The sequence below is a fragment of the Acinetobacter sp. YH12045 genome (assembly GCF_013419925.1).
GTDB lineage: Bacteria > Pseudomonadota > Gammaproteobacteria > Pseudomonadales > Moraxellaceae > Acinetobacter > Acinetobacter amyesii.
Genome location: NZ_VOZE01000006.1, coordinates 236,410 through 257,791, shown reverse-complemented (window position 1 = coordinate 257,791; position 21,382 = coordinate 236,410). Strand labels below are relative to the sequence as shown.

Here is a 21,382-nt window from a genome sequence, read left to right as displayed (position 1 = left end):
GGATTTATCAGGACAAGGGATATACGCATTGCCATTAGAAAATGATTTGACTGAAAAGGAATCCCCAAAACGTAAATGGTGGGGGGAATATCAATTTGAACTGAATCACCCGCGCAGTTGGCAGTTTGGGTCTTTATTGTTCCGGGTGACGCGCGGCATGCAAGAGTGGCGTATGGAATATCATCGCCCGACCTTTCAGTTTGACTATGAGCAGCAATGGCATCCGATTCAAGACCCTGAATTTGGTTTTCCACAACCCATTAAAATGGAACGTTATATGTTCCGCCAGACGCATGACAAAATTCAAATCATGCCACGTTTGGCAGATCGGTCTGTGGTGATTAAACCGGTCGATCCGATTTATATTCCAGCCGGACAGCGCGGAACGCTATATATCAGTACGCCGCTGTGGATTGCCGGCTTTGTCGAAGGTCTTAGAGAACCCTTGTTTGATATACCTGTGATTTTACCTAAAGATACTTGGTTTGGACCAAATCATCGAATGGGGGAAATTTGCTATGCCACAGCAGTCGATGGTCGTACAGAACTCAAACAACTCAAACCTCGTGCTTTTCGTGCAGTAACCCCTATTGAGTTTCATAACGTGAGTAACCAACAGATTCGTTTTGACCGAATGAATGTCCCTGTACCGGCTTTGCCATTATTTTATAGTGAAAGTACGGGACGTTTATGGACTTCACAAATTCGGGTCGTCCATGAAGGTCATGACAAACCGCCGCGGGTCAAAATTGAAAACCGTACACCACCACAAGCGGGTGACGTTGTTTATCTACATCCGCCACGCGAGTCAGCCAATGTGCTGTTCAATATGTTTGATTCATTTTTCTAAGGGCGAGCCATGGCAGATTTAAATATTTCGACAGAAATCACCAGCAGCCTAAAAGGAATGGTCGCCAATCTCAATACCGATCGGCTGACAGAATTATTGGTGGCTGTTTTATTGGCAGTCATCGGCTTTCTGATTGCCCGTTTTATCTCGAATACCTTTATTCGTACTGTGGGTATGCGTTTCAATGCTCATCAGCAGTTGGTTTGGCGTCGCGGGATTTTCTATTTCATCTTTTTAATCTTTGTGATGGCAAGTTTAAAAGAAGCCGGCTTTAAACTCAGCGTCTTCTTGGGTGCGGCAGGTATTTTAACGGTCGCACTGGGTTTTGCCTCGCAAACGTCCGCATCCAACCTGATCAGCGGGATGTTCTTGATCGGTGAAGGGTCTTTTGAAGTTGGTGATACCATTCAATTGACACTGATTCGTGGACATACTATTGAAGGTGAAGTGATCTCGATTGATTTACTGTCGGTCAAATTACTTACGCAGGACAATGTCTATGTCCGTTTGCCGAATGAACAACTGATTCGGGCACCTGTACATAACCTGTCTAAGTTTCCAATACGGCGCATTCCAATTACCCTTGCGATTAACTTTCATGAAGACATCATCAAAGTCCGTGAAGTTTTATTAGATGCCGTCAGTAAATATCCATTGGTCTTGGCCGATCCTAAACCTGCCGTGACCGTCACTGCCTTTCGAGAATCTTCCATTGAGCTGCTTTTTGCTATTTGGTGTCAAAGAGAGAACTTCCTGAAAGTCCGTGATGAAATGCAGGAACGGATTCGTAATGCCTTTGTCGAAAATAAAATTGAAATTCCTGTACCGAAAATGGGTTTTGTTGACCACCCGCTTTCTACGCAAGCAAGCGATGCCGACGTCGATCAATATGCCAATGCACAAGAGATTCAACGAGAGCCTCAACTCAAATAATAGTTTATAGACTTGATATGAAAAGCCCTGCATATCTTCAAATGTGCAGGGCTTTTTTATCATCCACTTTTTATAGCCATCGAATCGACCTATGCGGGTTCGTGATCTCGTACCTTTAAGAACTTCATCATGGTTCAATCTTGTCATTCGGCATGGGCGCAATATAAGCAATTAAAAGCATGGCAAAACCTGCGGCCATGAAGGAAATCACTCGCATGAGAGTGCCGACATGAGATAAATCCAGCAAGACCAATTTCAAAGTGACCAAGACCAAAATACTGCCACCGAGTAGCCAAACTGAACGTAATTGGCGCTGAGTAGCAAAGCGCATACTCACCAAAGCCAATAACACCCACAGCACGGTAAAACTTAGTTGAACGGTCGCATCGCTCCAAATGTCTAAACTGTTATAAGGTGTATCCAGATACATATGTAAGGCACGAAGCACAACATAACTACTTAACCAAAGTAGCCCTAGAACACTCAACACGGCAGCCAAGCTACGATCTAAACCGGCTTTTAACTGTTGATTCAACATCCATAAAAAAGCCGCTAACAACAGCAAACTCACTGCATCAAAAGGATTCAGTATCGGCAAGACATATCCCACAAAGGCCTGCTGACTAAATAATTGCGAACTAATGATCCAACTCAAAGCCAAAAACAAACTGCTACGCGCTTGCCAAAACATTTTCCAGACCGGTTGCTGCGCTTGCCAATAACACCATGCACAAAATATCAGCGGCAAAATTACCACACTGATATACGGCATACTGGGTATCAGCGTCAGACTGGTCCACGCCAAGCTACTCAAAATTCCGAGACTGACCCATTCTTTTTCTTCACGCACACCGAGTAATGGTCGTAGCCAAAGCAGCGTCAAGCTCAGCCCAGCGAATGCAAAATAAATCTGCTCCATCGCTGAATGCCAAAGTAACTGACCGTTCTCACTCACTGAAATAACTTGGTACAGCCCCATCACATAAACAGGCACTAGACCCGTCCATTTAATGATGGACCAACTCCACGAAGCTTTTCGTTTTAACAAGCCTTCATTCACCAACAGATAGGCCACACTGACAATCAATAAACTCAAGGCCAATTGATGACTACTCTGCAGCCAATCTAAGAGCAACATGATGAACATAGTAGTTGCTGAGAGCATTTGCACACATTGAAAGGCAATACTCGAACTTGAAAGCTGTTTATGAAATGCAGGAACAGCGTGCGTCACGATAATGGCCGCCAAATAGCTCAAACACACGCCCCAATACATCTGTGCAGGGAAATGTGGCAGTTGAACCAAATAGTACAGACTTGAACAACCCGCCATTACCAAGAGCGCCATGCCTAAATAACGGCTGATATTGGACTGCTTGTATAGGGCATATATAAATATCAACGCACCTTCAACTGCCCAACCAACCACACTCCACTGCTCTTTCAATACTATCGGTGGAATCAATGCCAAGAATATTAAGGTCAAACTCAAATAACTTTGTGCAATCAGTGGGATCACAGCACTACGTTTACTGATGCTATACAGCGCGGCAAAAAGCGCCGCGAATAGCAAGCTATACCCCGCCTGCCATACCGTTTCCTCAAAATACATCAAATACAATGCCAGATAAGCAAGCACTGGTGCAGCAAAAATCAGTGCAATATCCAAGGCAGGTTTAAGCTGAAAATGCGCAAGATCCTGTTTCGCCAATAACTGGCTAAAACGAAAACCTAGCCAGATAAAACTCGCAGCGTGGGCTAAAACTAGCACGCTCATCATCTGACGTTCGGTGGTGTATCCGTGGTAAAAAGCATATCCACCACCCATGATTACCGTCATCAAAAATGCGATTTGATTCAGATATTTCCACGGTCTTAAAGTACTCATGACTGCAACAGCCAGATTAATTACAAGATAATAGGCAATAAATTCCGTTGCAGTTGCATCACGAACAGGCAAGGTAAATGGCGCAAGATAGGCGATCAGCATTGCCATAATTGCCAGTTCTACCGACTGTTGTTTCAGACTGAGCCAAATCGTCAATGCCATAAGTGCAGCATATAATAGACAAGCTATGCCAAAGCCCGGAATGACGGCATTATAATAGGCAAAAAATAAAGTCAACAACAGCGCTGCAAGACCTAGACCTTCTAGAGCCAAGGCAAAACTGCGATTTTTGGTTTGTAGCCAAAAACCCAGTCCGACAACACCAGCACTGATCAAACTCACGATCAGCAGTTTCATGGCCAAGCTTAGTTGCCAATGCTCTGTGGCAAATCTGAGTAATAGCACCACGCCAATCACCAAGACCAGTACCGCCACTTTTAACACGGGATTACCTTGGAAAAGCCATTGCTGAATTTGACTAGATAGATTTGGCGCAGACTTGGATGGTGTATTAGAAGGCGTTGAATTGAATGATGCCTGATGTCTAGCTGTACCAACTGCCGTCGCGGGATGTACAGATGGTGTATCGTTAGAATCAAAATTTGCAGGACGGTCTATTGTCGACGCTGATATTGAAGTAGCTGCATGTATCGATTGCGACTGAAGCGCACGTCCTTGCAATAGATGCAGCTGACGTTCTAATCGTTTCAGCCAACGCAGAAAAAAATAGACCCACAGGCCAATCCCGATCGCAACCAAGTATCCCAATTCTGTTAACAGTCCAACGACCGTTAATAACGATGCAATATATAACGGAACCTTTGATGTCACTTGAAATGGTTGTTTTGATGAGCTCAGTGCATCAGCGCCGTGCTGTAAATCATCGACATAATTCATCACACTGAGCATAAAACCGATGCCACTGATATAACTCAGGATTCGGACATCTAAGTACCATGCCCCGCTCCCCACCATAATCAGCGACATCAACCAAATCATCTTGATTTCATTATTCTGTTTCAGCATACCTGCTTCGTCATTTTCCTGAATGTTTTGATGATACATGAGCCTGACGGATGGATTAAAACTATTCATCAGTGATTCGGTAAGTTACATATACAATCTAGACTCTGCGTGCGGGCAAAAAATCACGTACAATAAAACCGTTTTTAGGATTAGGAAATTATCAATGCCACCATTTGTCTTGGTCGATGGCTCATACTTTTTATTTCGTGCTTACCATGCACTGCCACCATTAACCACTTCAACCGGTTTGCATACCAATGCAATCCGAGGTGCCATTTCTGCCATCCAAAAATTAATGCGTCGTATCCAACCGACGCACATGGCCGTTATTTTCGATACACCTGAACCAACCTTCCGTCATGAATTGTCCCCGATTTATAAAGGTGACCGTCCAAGCATGCCTGAAGAATTATCACAACAAATTCCATATCTTCATGCATTAATTCGTGCTCTAGGGATTCCGCTGCATATGTTGCCGGGTGCTGAAGCCGATGACATTATCGGAACTTTAGCCAAACGCGCTGAAGCAGCCGGTCATCAAGTTTTGATCTCCACCGGTGACAAGGACATGGCACAGCTCGTTACTGAGCGTGTCACTTTAGAAGACAGCTTCAAAGACAAACCGATGGACGTTCAAGGTGTTTTTGAAAAATTTGGGGTGTGGCCGAATCAAATCATTGACTACCTCACGCTGATGGGCGATGCCTCTGATGGTATCCGTGGTGTACCCGGTGTTGGCGCAAAAACGGCAGCGAAACTTTTAACCGAGTACGGCTCGATTGGCGGCATTTTAGAAAATGTCGACAGTATTAAAGGTAAAGTCGGTCAAAACATTAAAGACAATATCGAAGGGATTGCTCTTGACCACCAACTGGCGAGTATTGTTTGTGACCTCGACATGGGTCTTAAATACGAAGATTTGAAACTTGCCGATCCAAATATTCCAGCACTGCGTGATTTATATACGGAACTAGAATTCCGTAACCAACTGCAGTCTTTAGATCATCCGAACAACCCCAATGGCGCAACCTACAAACAAGCAGCCAAAGCCATTAACACCACGGCGACTGTAGCCAATGCACCTGAAGTGGAAGATCAAGCGGACAAAACCAGTGTTGATGACTTACTTGGTGAAGCACGTTATCACACGGTATTGACTCAAGAAGATTGGGATGTGTTATTTAAACGTCTAAGCACCGAAAAGCGTTTTGCCTTTGATACCGAAACCACTAGCCTCGACTACCGCGTGGCACAGATTGTGGGTTTCTCGGTGGCTTTAGATGCACATGATGCCTATTACGTGCCGCTTGCGCATGATTATGAAGGTGCGCCGCAACAACTTGATCGCGACACGATCCTGAATCAACTCAAACCTTTACTTGAAGATAATGACGTAAAAAAAATTGGTCATCATCTCAAATATGATGCACATGTCTTAGAAAATCATGGCATTCATTTGGCAGGTTGGTATTTCGATACCATGTTGGCCTCTTATGTCCTTAACTCTGTGGCAACTCGTCATGGAATGGATGACGTTGCGCGTTTGTATTTAAGTCATCTCACAACGACGTTCGAACAAGTGGCCGGCAAAGGTGCAAAACAAAAGACCTTTAACCAAATTGAGCTAGAAACGGCAGCCCATTATGCCGCAGAAGATGCCCATGTGACCTATCGTCTGTATGAAGTACTCGATAAGAAGTTACAAGCTCACCCGGAGCTGATCAATATTTTGCACAGTATTGAAATGCCTGTTGCTCGTGTTCTAACCTCTATGGAAGAAAACGGCATTGAATTGGATATGAACTTCCTCGACCAACTCGGTGTGGAATTTGCCAATACCATTCAAAATTTAGAAACAGAAATTACCGATCTTGCGGGTCAAAGCTTCAATGTCAGCTCACCAAAACAAGTTGGTGAGATTCTGTTTGATAAATTAGGTTTAAAAGGCGGTAAGAAAACTTCTACAGGTCAGTACAGTACCAGTGAAAGTGTGTTAGAAAAAATCGATCATCCGATTACTGATTTAATTTTGGAATATCGTGGTCTCTCTAAACTGAAAAGCACCTATACCGACGGTCTGTTAAAGCAAGTGAATAATGACACACATCGTGTGCATACCAGTTATCACCAAGCGTTAACAGCTACAGGTCGTTTATCATCCACAGATCCCAACTTACAGAACATTCCTGTCCGTGAAGATATTGGACGTCAAATCCGTAAAGCCTTTATTGCACCTGAAGGTCGCATTTTATTGGCAGCCGATTATTCGCAAATCGAATTACGTTTAATGGCGCATTTCTCGCAAGATCATGCATTGGTCGATGCCTTCAATCATGGACAAGACGTACATAAACGGACTGCGGCAGAAGTTTTGGGTATTCCACTCGACGAAGTGACTAGCAACCAACGTCGTCAAGCCAAAGCGGTGAACTTCGGTCTGCTCTATGGCATGTCAGAATTCGGTTTGACTCGTCAGTTGGGTTTCACTCGTGAAGAGTCGCGTAACTATATTGGTAAATACTTCCAACGCTACCCTGGTGTTTTGGAATATATGGAACGTACTCGCCAAGTTGCACGTGAACAAGGTTTTGTGGAAACCATTTTAGGTCGTCGTCTGTATACACCAGACATTATGGCGAGCAACAAAATGGTGAAACAAGGCGCTGAACGTGCAGCGATCAATGCACCACTACAAGGTTCTGCGGCAGATATTATTAAATTGGCTATGATTGCAGTCGATAAAATCTTACCAAAAGATCAAGCCAAAATGTTACTGCAAGTACACGATGAATTGGTATTTGAAGTTGATGCTGCAATTGCCGATGAACTCTCTGCCCAACTGACTGAAGTGATGCAATCTGTGTTGAAAATTTCCGTTCCACTGATTGTGGAAGTGGGTCAAGGCAATAACTGGGACGAAGCACACTAATTCATTCACGTTAATTCACGTTCATTCACACCTTTCTCCTTATAGGAGGAAGGTTGGGATGGAGGTGAGATGTTTCTTAGTTAGTAGAAATATCTTGTTTTACACCACATATTAAATCCACAAAAAAGGACGCCGAGGCGTCCTTTTTAATTTAACTCGTCTTAGCTCAGATTAAAGACCAGTCAATAATGCAATTGCGACTTGCTTCATAATGGTTTCCGCAACCAACAATGCCAAAATCGCAAAAATTGGTGACAAGTCAATCATCCCCATATTTGGAAGAATACGGCGGAATGGCGCAAGTAGCGGTTCTGCCAATTCTTGAACCACTTCAATATAAGGCGAACGTGACTGACTAAACATCACGACCCAACTCAAAATAATCGATGCAAAAATTAAGTAACGACAGAAACGGATTAAATCCTGAATCATGGTCACAAAGGTCATAATAATCAGATGGAATGGACTATTCACCGCCACGCCAGACAAATACATCAAACCAAACATTTTTAACAAATACAGAATCACCACCAACACCAATGCTGCGGTATTCACTCGACCTTTGGCCAAAGTAGGGAAAATTCGGCTAAAGATATCGACAATTTTTGTTGCTTTTGCTGTTGCCAAAACCACAGGGTTATATGGACTCACGGCAGCAAGCTGCATTAAAAAACGGAAAAATACGAGCAAAATTGCAACGTTAATAATGATTCCAAAAATTTGAGCAGAGCCCATACTTGAACTTTCCTAAATCAAATCGAATTATTTGGTGCTTTCGCTTAACTCTTGTGCCAACTCTTGGCTACGCTTTTGCGCTGCGGCTAAAGCGGCCTGAATATTTTGTGAAATTTGAGCATGATCAAATACTTCAATCGCAGCTTGTGTTGTACCGTTTGGAGAGGTTACATTTTTACGCAACTCCGCAGGACTGTTGGCACTGGTAATCGCCATTTGTGCAGCGCCCAATGCAGTTTGCAAGGTTAGCGCTGTAGCTACCTTTTCATCCAAGCCCATGTTTTTACCTGCACGGATCATACTTTCCATCATATAGAAAAAGTATGCAGGACCTGAGCCAGAAACTGCTGTTACCGCATCAATTTGCGCTTCTGAGTTTACCCAAAGTGTTAAACCCGTTGAAGCCAAAACTTGACTTGCAAGATCACGATCTTCAGCTGAAACCGCTTCACCTGCATATAAGCCATGCGCACCGGTTTGAACTAAAGCCGGTGTATTTGGCATGACACGAACAATACGCTCTGTGCCTAATAATTTTGAAATCGTTGCAATTTCTGCACCTGCAACAATTGAAATCACTAACTTCCCTTCTAGCAACCCTTGTAATGGTGCCAAAACTTTTGCTAACACCTGAGGTTTAACGGCAAAAAGAACAATGTCAGCTTCTCGAATTGCTGCAACATTATCATCGGTCACATGCAAATCTTTTTCAGCCAAAAGCTCACGTACTTTTTCTACGGGATCTGAAACTGTAATACGTGTAGTCGGGACACCACGTGCAATCAGGCCACCAATTAAAGCCTGTGCCATGTTGCCGCCACCAATGAAACTGATATTACAATTTAGAATTGCGCTCATGATTGAAGATCCGATATTGCAGATTTAGCGTTAAGAGATAATGTCGGTTGCCAGCCAGCTTGAGTACAAAATTCAGACTGCGCCAACCAAAAGCCCTGAGGCGTAAAGACGCCTAGCATAACATTATCTCGGCTTAATATTTGAATAGTATGACGCTGCCATGGAAAAATTTGCGCCTGCTGAATGGCTTTTTTCAAAGGCCAACTTCCGACACGACCATATAAATGAATTTTTTCGCCGCCAAGGCGTGGGCGTATCTGCAGTTGCTGCCCCAATAATTCAGGTGATAAGCCAACCTCTGAGGGTTGAATCACGAAATGTCCTGCAGGCAACTTGAGGCACTGACCTGCAACACAAGTTACAACCTCAACCTCTTGAATGGGTTCAGTTGGCAGATACTCCGCTTTGGCAATCCGATGAAGTTGCTGTTGAAAGCGCAGATAATAAAATCCATTCCAGTGTAATGCCGCTTGCGAGTCTTCGCGTGAGCCAATCACTTCTGAAAATAAACGCTGTACCATTTCAAAACTTGGACGATATTGCCCCTCACCTTTCATCCAGTGCGATAACAACTGACGCTGACGTGCCTGACTGAGCTGTTGTAAAGCAGCCAAAGATAACATTTGCGATGAACCACAGGCCGCTAAATCTTGCTGCAACACCTCATATAAAATTTCATCAGCATCTTGCATCAAGTAACTGGTTCGGCTCAGAGCTTGCTGCATTTTAGGAAATCGCTCACTGAGTAGTGGCCACAAAATTTCACGACTCCACGCACGGTCATAGTCGGTATCAAAATTGGTGAGGTCTTGAATATTTTGCACATGCAGCTGTGCTGCCCATTGGCAAATTTGCTCACGTGAAAGATCTAATAGCGGACGCCATAATGTAAAATCTTCACGTACATCGAATTTTTTCATGGCAGCAAGGCCATGGACACCGGCACCTGAAAGTAGCCGCAATATCAGTGTCTCGGCTTGATCTTGCTGATGATGCGCAAGTAGCAATATTTCATCTGCTTGTAAATGTTGGGCAAAGGCTTGATAGCGGGCTGAGCGGGCTTGGTTTTCAAGGTTACCTTGCGCAACCTGAACTTTTTGTATAATGAATGGAAGATTTAGCGCTGCACACTGAGCACGTACAAACTCACCCCAAGCGTGACTACACGCTTGTAGTTGGTGATCAATATAAATTACCCGCATTTTTTCAGGGCACAAAAACGACATAAGATGCAGCAGCAACATGGAATCCATGCCACCACTACATCCTATTAAAAATCGGCTTTGTTCAGGCAGCGCCTGAATTTGACTTAAGCAATCAGCCCTAAATTGTCGCTGCCAAACTTCATTAAACGCTGATAACGCGCTTCGCATCGTTCGTTTGCATCCATTGGTTGCAGTTCTTCTAAAGCTTGCTTCAAGACCACTTTCAAATCCTGCATGACTTTTTCAGGGTTTAAATGTGCGCCTTCCGCCTCGTCCACCACGTATTCTACAATGCCCATCTTCTGCAATTTATCTGCCGTCAATGCCAATGCTTCACTTGCTTGCTCTGCTTTTTCTGCAGTTTTCCACAAAATAGATGCACAGCCTTCCGGTGAAATTACTGAATAAATACTGTGAGATAACATAATCACACGGTCAGCTACGCCAATACCGAGCGCACCACCCGAACCTCCTTCACCCAATACCGTTGCTACTACAGGCACTTTAAGTGAAGACAGCTGAGCCAAACTAGTTGCTATCGCTTCGGCCTGACCACGCTCTTCTGCACCCACACCTGGGTACGCACCCATGGTATCAATAAAGGTAAAGACTGGCAGATTAAAACGCTCGGCCATATCCAATAAACGCTGTGCTTTACGGTAACCTTCGGGGTTACTCATACCAAAATTATGTTGTAATTTTTCACGTGTACTACGACCACGGTGCTGACCTACAATCATCACAGGCTGACCATCTAAACGAGCCAAACCACCAATCATCGCTCCGTCATCACCAAATAGGCGGTCACCGTGCAAAGCATCGAACTCTGTAAAAATTTCGCCAACATAATCCAAAAACTGCGGACGTTCAGGATGACGTGCGATCTGAACCGTAGTCCAGGCTTTAGATTGAGCTGCTTTATTTTTCATAGGTCGATCATTATCCCTAACTTAACTGGTCTGTTAATTGATAAATTGTTCCGACTGGATATTCAGTTCAATATCCCAATGCTTAAATTGCACCTGCTCATCATGCAAGTCTGCAACCAACAAAGGCCACTGTTTGGCATCACCAGAAACACTAAGTTGCCATTGTTGCGCATTGTCCACGCTTAATTCAATGGCAGGAAGCATCTCATCGCTGCGACTATGATTTAATAAAACTGCTAAACGAAGCAATAGACATAAGTAAACAAGTTTGTTACCACCGACTTTCATCACATCAATGCGCGCGTCACTACGTAACTTACGACGATGATGCGCCACTAAATGCGACAAATGGTTTTGATCAATTTGTGAGAAACCCGGAATATCCGAATGTTGCAGTAAATAAGCACCATGACGATGGTAACCACTATGACTGATCGCTAAGCCAATTTCATGCAAATACGCTGCACGACGCAGTAAATCACTGTCATCACTGGTCAAATTCAGTGCGGTCGCCACACCATTAAACAGTTGTTGAGCGGTATTTACCACACGTTCAGCTTGTTTCATATCTGCGTTGTAGCGACCCATCAACGCATGTACAGAACGGTCACGAACATCTTCATGTTGGAAACGTCCCAATAGGTCGTACATCACGCCTTCACGTAACGCGCCATCAGAATAAACCAATTTATCGATATTCAGCACATCAAAGACGGCATACAAAATGGCAATGCCGGCTGGCAAAACTGCTCGACGGTCTTCTTTTAGACCATCAAATTCCATTTCATTGACATGCTTATATTTAAGCAATTTATCTTTGAGTTTAAATAAACCGTCACGTGTCAGTTCTTCCTGATCGTTGCTCCAGCCCATATTGACACAAATCTGACGACACGCTTTGATCGTGCCACTTGAACCGACAACAGTATCCCAGCCTGCAGCTTTATAAGTGTTGGCAATGCCTGCGATTTCCTTGCGAGCAGCATTTACCGCTTTATCAAAACTTTTCAGGTTAATTTCACCATCAGCAAAAAACGCTTTGGTAAAAGCGACACAGCCCATTTGCACAGATTCTGTATGAATCGGTTCAAACTCTTCACCAATAATCAACTCTGTTGACCCCCCACCGATATCAATCACAAGGCGGCGACCACTATTTGCCATAGTATGTGAAACCCCTAAATAAATTAGACGGGCTTCTTCACGACCAGCAATGATTTCAATTGGTTTTGGTAAAATCTCAGCGGCTTTTTGAATAAATTCATGACCATTTTTTGCTTGACGCAAGGCATTAGTCGCCACAATACGTAAACGGTTAGCTTGTACAGGATTTAAACGCCCCACAAAACGTGCTAGGCAGGCTAATCCTCGTTGCTGTGCGGCTTCAGTCAAATTTTTATTTTCGTCTAGACCTGCGGCAAGCTGTACTTTTTCTGACATTGATGCAACTTTTTTCACTTCACCATGGTCTACGCGTGCGATAGCCAAGTGGAAGCTGTTCGATCCCATATCGATAGCAGCAAGTAATTCTTCATCAATCAAAAAATCAGACATTATTCAAAAAAACCTGTTCAGAATTGTGCTTAGATTAATTCACATACATGTAATTTAAAAGCCATTTATGAGTAGTTCGGGCGGAACTTATCGATTTTTTATCTGAAGCAATGATAGTCATACACGATCATCGGCATCGTGATCATCCATTAGACAAACTCGCCATTCAGGTCGAAAATTTACATAACCCCCTACATTGTTATAGTTGGCTATGTAATACTTATAAACATAGAGTCAACTTAAAAATTAATTCCGGAGCAAAATCCATGTCTGGCAATATCGTAAATACAACTGATGAAAACTTCCAAGCCGATGTACTAGAGTCTGATACTCCTGTACTTGTAGATTTCTGGGCAGGTTGGTGTGCTCCTTGTAAAGCCATTGCACCTGTACTTGAAGTACTTTCAACTGAGTTTGAAGGCAAAGTTAAAATCGTTAAAGTAGACGTAACTTCTTGCGAACAAACAGCTGTAAACTACAACATCCGTAACATTCCTGCGTTATTAATGTTTAAAAACGGCGAAGTTGTAGCAACCCAAGTCGGTGCAGCACCAAAATCTAAATTGACAGCTTTCATCGAAGAAAACATCTAATATTTTTTCGATAAAAACACTCGAAAATACGCTGTTTTACACAGCGTATTTTTTTGGTTGATAAATTGACAAATGCTGTGTTCTCTCTTATATTGTTTACTCAAGAAATTAAGGATCTCAAATCCTGTCATTTTCTTACAACACAACACATAAAATGCCGCTCGGCAACAGAATTGTTTTTCACATCTCTCTTCATATAACGAATCAGATCTCTGAATTGTTTTGTGCAAACCAATTGCTATCGTTTCTTGCATGATCGCGGCACATTTGTTGCTCCCTTTTCCAACCTGTACCTCAGAATTTTAGATTCTATCTGACCACCTATGAACTTAACCGAACTCAAGAAAAAACCGATTGGCGAACTCATCAAGATTGCCGAGTTTATGGGCCTCGAAGGAATGGCTCGTAACCGTAAGCAAGATATTATTTTTGCCATCTTAAAGCGCCACGCAATGAACGGCGAAGAGATTTTTGGTGATGGCGTTCTAGAAATTCTGTCGGACGGCTTTGGTTTCTTACGCTCTGCAGCGGGTTCTTACCTAGCCGGCCCTGACGATATCTATGTGAGCCCATCACAAATCCGTCGCTTCAACCTTCGTACTGGTGACACTATTACAGGTACGATTCGTCCACCTAAAGAAGGCGAACGTTACTTTGCATTATTAAAAGTTAATCAAATTAACTACGACACACCAGAAAACTCACGTAATAAGATTCTTTTCGAAAACTTAACACCTTTATTTCCAACCGAACAATTGGTAATGGAATTAGGTAATGGTACAACAGAAGACTTAACTGCGCGTGTGGTTGACTTGGTTGCTCCGATTGGTAAAGGTCAACGTTCAATTATCGTTGCACCACCAAAAGCGGGTAAAACCATGTTGTTACAAAACATCGCACAGTCGATTGTTCGTAACAATCCTGAATGTTTCTTGATTGTCCTTCTGATTGACGAACGTCCTGAAGAAGTAACAGAAATGGAACGTACTGTTCGTGGTGAAGTAGTTGCTTCAACATTCGATGAATCACCAGCTCGTCACGTACAAGTTGCAGAGATGGTGATCGAAAAAGCGAAACGTCTTGTAGAACACAAAAAAGACGTGGTGATTTTGCTAGACTCAATTACTCGTTTAGCACGTGCTTACAACACCGTAATCCCTTCATCTGGTAAAGTTCTTACTGGTGGTGTGGATGCCCATGCTTTAGAACGTCCAAAACGTTTCTTCGGTGCAGCACGTAATATCGAAGAAGGTGGTTCACTGACAATTATCTCAACTGCCTTGATTGAAACTGGCAGTAAGATGGATGAAGTGATCTACGAAGAATTCAAAGGTACAGGTAACCAAGAAATTACCCTAGACCGTCGTATTGCTGAAAAACGCGTGTTCCCTGCGATGAACATCAAAAAATCAGGTACACGTCGTGAAGAGCGTTTGATGTCTGAAGATAACCTACGTAAAGTTTGGATTTTACGTAAATTGCTTCATACACAAGACGAACTTGCAGCGATGGAATTCTTGCTTGATCGCATGAAAGAAACCAAAACCAATGATGATTTCTTCGATCAAATGAAACGTAAAGCATCCAACTAAGTTGAATGTTTGACTGAAAAGGCCATCTATAACGATGGCCTTTTTATTTGGTTGACTTTAGTTACACAAAGAAACATTTGATAGATCTCCATGTAAACTTATTTTCAAGTTGATGATTATAAAAAATATATGTTAAAAAACCCTATTCTTTTTAGTAGTTTATTTGCTATTTAGCCAATATAAAACTTTCTCTTAATTGTTATTTTCTGTTAAAAAATGGCCGTTTTTCACCTATTTTTAACGGTTTTTTCAAAGTCACTAGTAGCATTTCAAAATACTCAGTGATAGCATACACGCAGACCAGTTAGACTGCTCTATGCATTTTTAATACCTATTCAAATTAGGCATAATAAAAGCACACAACAGACTAACGCAGGTTATTTTTTAATCTCATATTTTAGAGAGTGATGCCATGTTATTCAAAAAAATCGCTATTGCTGCTGCAGTTGCTACTACTTTAGCTTTCGTTGGTTGTGCTAAAAAAACTGAAGAAGCTGCTCCTGCTGCTGCATCTGAAGCTGCTGCTTCTGAAGTAGTTGCTGCGTCTGACGCTGCTGCTGTTGAAGCTTCTGCTGCTGCTTCTGAAGCTACTGCTGCTGCTTCTGAAGCTACTGCTGCTGCTTCTGAAGCTACTACTGCTGCTTCTGAAGCTGCTGCTCAATAATCTAACCGATTATTCAGCACAAAAAGAGAGCCCTTTGGCTCTCTTTTTTATTGCCTCAAACTTTAAACCTTTGTTAATAAAAATAGCTAAAATTCAAAATACTAAACCCATGCTTATTGAAAAATAAAAACTGAAGATTTAGCTCAAAGAAAGCCACAATCAATCTTTACGACAACTCAACTCAACTCAACTCAACTCAACTCAACTCAACTCAACTCAACTCAAGTATATCGTCTCACTTTAAAACGAATATTCTTCAACATGAATTGTGCGATAGATGATGAGCACTGCGCCTCCTAAATCAAAGGAAAAAAAAAGCAGATCAATTGATCTGCTCATTTCCAACACGTTGACGGAATTTTTGTCCCGCACGGAAGGTCACTACACGACGGGCAGAAATCGGAATTTCTTCACCCGTTTTCGGGTTACGGCCTGGGCGTTGACGTTTATCACGCAACTCGAAGTTACCGAAACCTGAGAGTTTAACTTGTTCCCCAGAGATTAGCGCTTGGCTAATCTCATCGAAGAATAACTCGACCATTTGTTTTGCTTCACGACGGTTTAAACTCGTGAGCTCACTTAAATGATCAGCCATTTCTGCTTTTGTTAATGCTGTCATGAAGCCCTCAATGTCGCCTGGTAAGTGTTTTCCAACACCTGAAGTATGTTATCCATACCGGTTTTGATTTCAGCATCTTCTAATGTACGTGTTGGATGTTGCCATTGAATTGCAAATGCCAATGAGCGCTTGCCTTCTTCGACACCTTGACCAGTGTACACATCGAATAACCAAACTGCGTCTAAAAGCTCACCGCCGGTTTTTTCGATAAGTTGCTGAATTTCACTAACATTAATCTTATCACTAATTAAAAGCGCAATATCACGTCGAACCGACGGAAAACGTGATAATTCTGTAAAATTAGATACATAAGTTTGCAAAACAGCCGATTGATCTAATTCAGCGACCCAAGTAGTCGCCAAATCCAACTCATCTTCTAAAGATGGGTGTAAACGACCAAAGTAACCAATTGATTGACCATTGACTAAGATTTCAGCAGATTGACCTGGATGTAACCACGTACGCTCTGAACGTACATATTCAACATTTAAACGTGCAGAATTTAAAATCTCCTCTACATCGCCTTTAAAGTCAAAGAAATCCATTGGCTGTGCTTTACCATGCCAAGATTCAGTCGTACGCGAACCTGTTGCAACTAGTGCAAAGGTTGGTATCTGTTTGAGATCATGAATGCTGTTCGCACCTTGATAATCAAAACGTAGACCAAGCTCATAGAAACGCACACGGTTTTGCTGACGGTTCACGTTGTATTGCACACATGGGATCAAACTTGATAATAAGGTTGAACGCATCACTGCAAGGTCGCTAGAAATCGGGTTTGCAAGCGCTAGTGGTTGAACCTGTGGATTCAATTGTTTCTCTAGTTTCGCATCTGCAAAGCTAAAGCTAATCGCTTCTTGATAACCCAAAGTAACTGCAGTTTGGCGTAACTGAACCAATTCAAATTGGTCTTGGTATTTCGCTAGTTTGACATCAATCACTGGCAAGCTGATTTGAATATTGTCGTAACCGTGAATACGTGCCACTTCTTCGATCAGGTCTTGATAAATCGCCATATCAAAGCGGTGTGATGGCGGTACAACTGTCCACTCACCTTCTGCTTTCACAGTGACATTGCAACCCAAACGCGTTAAAGCATCGGTAATAAATGCAGATTCAACTTTATAACCAAGCAGTTGATCGACTTGCGCTTGGTTCAGTTCAATGGCTTCACGTTTTGGTAATAGCTCTACTTTTTCAGCAACAGTAATTGGACCAAACTCACCACCAGCTAAATCAGCGATAAGTTGAGAAGCACGGTGCATTGCCGTCATTGGCAATTCAAAGTCTACACCGCGTTCATAACGCTGAGATGCATCAGTATGCAAACCAAAACTACGTGCACGACCTGCGATATAGAGTTGATCAAAGAACGCCGACTCAAGGAAAATTTCAGTGGTATCATCAGAAACCGCTGAACTTAGGCCACCCATGATTCCTGCAATCGCCAAAGCTTTTTGATCATCCGCAATCACCATCACGTTTTCAGATAATTCAACTTCTTGTTCATTCAACAACGTTAATTTTTCTGCTGCTGTTGCTTGGCGTACACGAACAGAACCTTCAACTTCACCGCCATCGAATGCATGTAAAGGTTGACCCAATTCCATTAAAACGTAGTTGGTAATATCGACCAAAATACTATGCTGACGAATGCCTGCACGAGCTAATGCACGCTCCATCCACTCAGGAGTTGGTGCTTTGGTATTAACGTTTTTGATCACTCGACCTAAGTAACGTGGGCAACCATCAGTTTCAACAACAACTTTCTTCTCATCAGTAATTGTTGCAGCAACTTCTTTAATTTCAGGGGCAGTCACAGGGAGTTGATTAATCACACCAATTTCACGTGCAATACCACGAATACTGAAACAGTCACCACGGTTTGGCGTGATGCTAATATCAATTACATTATCATCAAGATCTAAGTATTCACGAATATTTGTGCCTACAGGAGCATCTGCAGGAAGCTCCAATAGACCGTCGATTTTGTCTTCAAGATCAATTTCAGACGCACCGCACAGCATGCCTTGCGATTCAACACCACGAAGCTTGCCTTTTTTGATTTTGAAATCGCCCGGAAGTACTGCACCAATGGTTGCTACAGGAGCTTTCATGCCTACACGTACGTTTGGAGCACCACAAACGATTTGTAACGGCTCGCCTGAACCGATGTTTACAGTAGTGACACGTAAACGGTCAGCATCGGGATGTTGAACCACTGTTAAAACTTCACCGACTACTACACCAGTAAATGGTTTTGCAGCAGGAGATAAATCATCAACTTCTAAACCTAACATGGTCAGTTGGTCAGAAAGTGTATCGCTATCAATGGCTGGGTTAACCCATGTACGCAACCAATTTTCGCTAATTTTCATTGTATAAAAACCTATTAATTCTAAATTTCTAATCCCCTCTAGCGCCCCTTTAAAGAAAGAGGACGAACCCTAAGTCATGATGGACAACCCCTCTCCTTTTAGGAGAGGTTAGGGAGAGGTATAAAACTGTTTAAGCAAATTGGCGTAAGAAACGCACATCATTTTGGTAGAACATACGTAGGTCATTAATGCCATAACGCAACATTGCAAAACGTTCTACACCTAAACCGAAGGCAAAGCCCTTGTATTTTTCTGGGTCAATGCCAGCGGCTTGTAAAACGTTTGGATGCACCATACCGCAGCCCAAAACTTCCAACCATTTACCACGTTCATCCATGATATCCACTTCCGCACTTGGCTCTGTAAATGGGAAATAAGATGGACGGAAACGTACTTTCAAATCTTTTTCAAAGAATTCATTTAACAAGTTCACCAACAAACCTTTAAGTTCTGCAAAGCTGGTGTTTTCAGCCACATACAAACCTTCGATTTGATGGAACATTGGCGAATGCGTTTGGTCCGAGTCACAGCGATAAACACGACCAGGACACACAATACGGATTGGAGGCTGCTGAGTTTCCATCGTACGAATTTGCACGCCTGAGGTATGAGTACGAAGTAAATGATTCGCATCAAAATAGAAAGTGTCATGCATCGCACGTGCAGGGTGATGACCCGGAATGTTCAATGCTTCAAAGTTGTGATAATCATCTTCAACTTCTGGACCGGTCGCAACAGTAAAGCCAGCTTTGGTAAAGAATTGGCAAATACGTTCTTGAACTTGAGTCACAGGGTGAATACTACCGACCGTTTGACCACGGCCGGGTAAAGTAATATCAATCGTTTCGCTAGCAAGCTTTTGTTCTAATGCAGCTTTTTGTAATTCAGCTTGACGAGCAGTCAGTGCGCCAGTAATCGATTCACGAACGGCATGAATTTGAGCACCAAAAACTTTACGTTCTTCTGGGTCCATTTTACCGAGCGACTTCGATTGTTCCGCGAGCTGGCTTTTCTTCCCTGTAAATTGCACTCGCACTTGGTCGAGTGTAGCAAGGTCCTCTGCTGCTGCAATCGCAGCGAGCGCTTCAGTGGTCAGGGCTTCCAGTGACATAGTAACTCTCAAAGCAACAATTTAAAAAAATAATATAAACCCCTTATTCTAACAGTTTTTAGCCGTTATGATGAAGCGCATTCACAAGTTAAAATTGCATTAACATCAAGTTTTAAAAAAAGTATAAGATAAACACAATATCAATGGGATCCAATCTTTATGGCACTCGATCCAATCTGGAAACAACAGCTCACACTCGTCACTTATGGCAATGAATTTCTCAACCAAGGTTTAAGTTTTCAACGTTGGTTAAATCACCACATTTTTGATCAGCACAGTTTCCATTTTCGTGATTTGCTATCACAGCATTTATTGGCTCAACATTTCCAAATTTGGCTAGAAGGCTTAAAAAAACAAGGGGTACAACGCTTAAGTTTACATAGCTCCAGCTTACTGAATGATGAACAAAATCCGAATGCTAACGTTGAACTTCTTCCCTTTGCCCATTTTATTGTGAGCCACGAAAAAAATAAAAAGCAGGCATGGATTTTTGGTAAAGAACTTGCCGAGTGGTATAACGCAGAAAATGACTATGACGCACCGGCATCCCAACAACCGCAAATTCGTCGAGAAACCTTTTGGCGCTATGAGCTGAACCATAAACTCATTAAACGCATCGAAGCGGATATGCAGTTACCAAGATGGGATGATATTCATAACTTCACTGAAGCAGAATTATTTTTACAAAAACCTGCGGAAGGTTTTATTGAGCCGGAGGTGTTAGGCACACCTTATTATGGTACGCAGCTTGATCTAAGCAGCGAATCGAATGAATCCGCAAAACTTGCACTCTTGCCAACGGATGCACAAGCGGATTTCGCACATGATAGCTTGCATCGCTTAGATGCATTAAACCGCCATATTCAGTCTAAAATTCAGCATCCCTATCATGCAGATGGCAGCATCTATACACCTGAAGAACAGTTAAATTTGCGCCATTTTGCTCAAAAAACTGAAGATTTAACGGCTAAATTTATTGTAAAAGTCGCCAATCACTATAAAACTGCACGTTTAACTCCTGTGGTCGAAAGCTCTCCTCTGGATGGATTTAAAACTGAGCAAAGAAAATCATATCCTCAACATGCACACACGCCAAATCCAACCAATAAACCCGGTGCAGGTGGAGTGATTACTTTAATTATTATTACGGTAGTGATTTGCTTATTGGCTTATTACTTCGGACTTTAACTGTATAAATGTAATTGACTTTAAAAAGCCCTTCTCATAGAAGGGCTTTTTTTATAAACATACTTCTGTATGAAAGACCTCAAAATTATGAGGTCGTTAAATAATTAAACGGACGAATTTCTAATCGAACGCGATGCTGATCGGCATGTTGATTAATATAATGACTGACAGAGACTACTTCCCCCTCAAGCTCTGCGTCTGCACCATACATGATTTTGACCGCCTCACCTTTGCGGGGAATCATTTCGAGCTCTACAGTGATGCTACCTTGACCCATACCAACTATTTCAGCCAACATTTTATTTTCCTTTTGTTCTTTTCTATCCATAC

The 21,382-nt window shown here is 42.5% G+C and carries 17 protein-coding genes; 7 read left to right on the top strand and 10 right to left on the bottom strand.

Annotation, left to right across the window (positions count from 1 at the left end; translation table 11 throughout):
- Positions 1-28 precede the first annotated feature (28 nt).
- Both FTU02_RS10765 and FTU02_RS10760 read left to right on the top strand, forming a co-directional pair.
- On the top strand, positions 29-850 hold the full coding sequence (locus tag FTU02_RS10765; RefSeq protein ID WP_111884712.1) for a hypothetical protein: 822 nt from the start codon (positions 29-31) through the stop codon (positions 848-850).
- Between the two features lie 9 nt (positions 851-859).
- Positions 860-1,783, top strand: a complete 924-nt coding sequence (locus tag FTU02_RS10760; protein ID WP_180024385.1) for a mechanosensitive ion channel family protein — start codon at positions 860-862, stop codon at positions 1,781-1,783.
- Between the two features lie 127 nt (positions 1,784-1,910).
- On the opposite strand, the gene FTU02_RS10755 is transcribed toward FTU02_RS10760, so the two are convergent.
- The gene (locus FTU02_RS10755) at positions 1,911-4,697 is read right to left on the bottom strand and encodes a DUF2339 domain-containing protein (protein ID WP_180157080.1); all 2,787 of its coding nucleotides are present in this window, start codon (positions 4,695-4,697) and stop codon (positions 1,911-1,913) included.
- A 163-nt stretch (positions 4,698-4,860) separates the two neighbouring features.
- Here FTU02_RS10755 and polA point away from each other — a divergent pair, with 163 nt between their 5' ends.
- Positions 4,861-7,626 carry a DNA polymerase I gene (gene polA, locus FTU02_RS10750; RefSeq protein WP_180157052.1) on the top strand — a complete coding sequence of 922 codons (2,766 nt, stop codon included), beginning with the start codon at positions 4,861-4,863 and terminating at the stop codon, positions 7,624-7,626.
- A gap of 171 nt (positions 7,627-7,797) precedes the next feature.
- On the opposite strand, the gene FTU02_RS10745 is transcribed toward polA, so the two are convergent.
- Genes FTU02_RS10745 through ppx form a run of 5 tightly spaced genes read right to left on the bottom strand, consistent with a single transcriptional unit; the run spans position 7,798 to position 12,907 of the window.
- Positions 7,798-8,361 carry a YggT family protein gene (locus FTU02_RS10745; RefSeq protein WP_078189567.1) on the bottom strand — a complete coding sequence of 188 codons (564 nt, stop codon included), beginning with the start codon at positions 8,359-8,361 and terminating at the stop codon, positions 7,798-7,800.
- Positions 8,362-8,388: 27 nt separating this feature from the next.
- Positions 8,389-9,219: a pyrroline-5-carboxylate reductase gene (gene proC, locus FTU02_RS10740; protein ID WP_078192626.1), complete on the bottom strand. Its 831-nt coding sequence runs from the start codon at positions 9,217-9,219 to the stop codon at positions 8,389-8,391.
- Positions 9,216-10,592, bottom strand: a complete 1,377-nt coding sequence (tilS, locus tag FTU02_RS10735; RefSeq protein ID WP_180077772.1) for a tRNA lysidine(34) synthetase TilS — start codon at positions 10,590-10,592, stop codon at positions 9,216-9,218. The genes proC and tilS overlap by 4 nt, the downstream gene beginning before the upstream one ends.
- Entirely contained in the window at positions 10,529-11,353 is an 825-nt protein-coding gene (locus tag FTU02_RS10730) for an acetyl-CoA carboxylase carboxyltransferase subunit alpha (protein WP_111884716.1), read from the bottom strand. Before FTU02_RS10730 ends, tilS begins: the two co-directional genes overlap by 64 nt.
- A gap of 33 nt (positions 11,354-11,386) precedes the next feature.
- Positions 11,387-12,907 (bottom strand): exopolyphosphatase, encoded by a 1,521-nt coding sequence (gene ppx / locus FTU02_RS10725; protein WP_078192628.1) that lies wholly within the window; start codon positions 12,905-12,907, stop codon positions 11,387-11,389.
- Positions 12,908-13,173: 266 nt separating this feature from the next.
- Between ppx and trxA the strand changes: the two genes are divergently transcribed.
- The 3 genes from trxA (at position 13,174) to FTU02_RS10710 (ending at position 15,756) form a co-directional block, all read left to right on the top strand.
- On the top strand, positions 13,174-13,500 hold the full coding sequence (gene trxA / locus FTU02_RS10720; protein ID WP_078192629.1) for a thioredoxin: 327 nt from the start codon (positions 13,174-13,176) through the stop codon (positions 13,498-13,500).
- 323 nt (positions 13,501-13,823) lie between these two features.
- Entirely contained in the window at positions 13,824-15,092 is a 1,269-nt protein-coding gene (rho, locus tag FTU02_RS10715; protein WP_067731074.1) for a transcription termination factor Rho, read from the top strand.
- Between the two features lie 412 nt (positions 15,093-15,504).
- Positions 15,505-15,756 carry a hypothetical protein gene (locus tag FTU02_RS10710; RefSeq protein WP_111884718.1) on the top strand — a complete coding sequence of 84 codons (252 nt, stop codon included), beginning with the start codon at positions 15,505-15,507 and terminating at the stop codon, positions 15,754-15,756.
- 322 nt (positions 15,757-16,078) lie between these two features.
- Here FTU02_RS10710 and FTU02_RS10705 read toward each other — a convergent pair whose 3' ends face one another.
- From FTU02_RS10705 to pheS, 3 genes are all read right to left on the bottom strand, one after another.
- Positions 16,079-16,375 carry an integration host factor subunit alpha gene (locus tag FTU02_RS10705; protein WP_004783565.1) on the bottom strand — a complete coding sequence of 99 codons (297 nt, stop codon included), beginning with the start codon at positions 16,373-16,375 and terminating at the stop codon, positions 16,079-16,081.
- The gene (gene pheT / locus FTU02_RS10700) at positions 16,372-18,753 is read right to left on the bottom strand and encodes a phenylalanine--tRNA ligase subunit beta (protein WP_180157050.1); all 2,382 of its coding nucleotides are present in this window, start codon (positions 18,751-18,753) and stop codon (positions 16,372-16,374) included. The genes FTU02_RS10705 and pheT overlap by 4 nt, the downstream gene beginning before the upstream one ends.
- Positions 18,754-18,883: 130 nt before the next feature.
- Positions 18,884-19,864: a phenylalanine--tRNA ligase subunit alpha gene (gene pheS, locus FTU02_RS10695; protein WP_180024390.1), complete on the bottom strand. Its 981-nt coding sequence runs from the start codon at positions 19,862-19,864 to the stop codon at positions 18,884-18,886.
- Between the two features lie 159 nt (positions 19,865-20,023).
- Here pheS and FTU02_RS10690 point away from each other — a divergent pair, with 159 nt between their 5' ends.
- Positions 20,024-21,052 (top strand): hypothetical protein, encoded by a 1,029-nt coding sequence (locus tag FTU02_RS10690; protein ID WP_180157048.1) that lies wholly within the window; start codon positions 20,024-20,026, stop codon positions 21,050-21,052.
- A gap of 85 nt (positions 21,053-21,137) precedes the next feature.
- Here FTU02_RS10690 and FTU02_RS10685 read toward each other — a convergent pair whose 3' ends face one another.
- Positions 21,138-21,350 carry a hypothetical protein gene (locus FTU02_RS10685; RefSeq protein WP_111884721.1) on the bottom strand — a complete coding sequence of 71 codons (213 nt, stop codon included), beginning with the start codon at positions 21,348-21,350 and terminating at the stop codon, positions 21,138-21,140.
- Positions 21,351-21,382 lie beyond the last annotated feature (32 nt).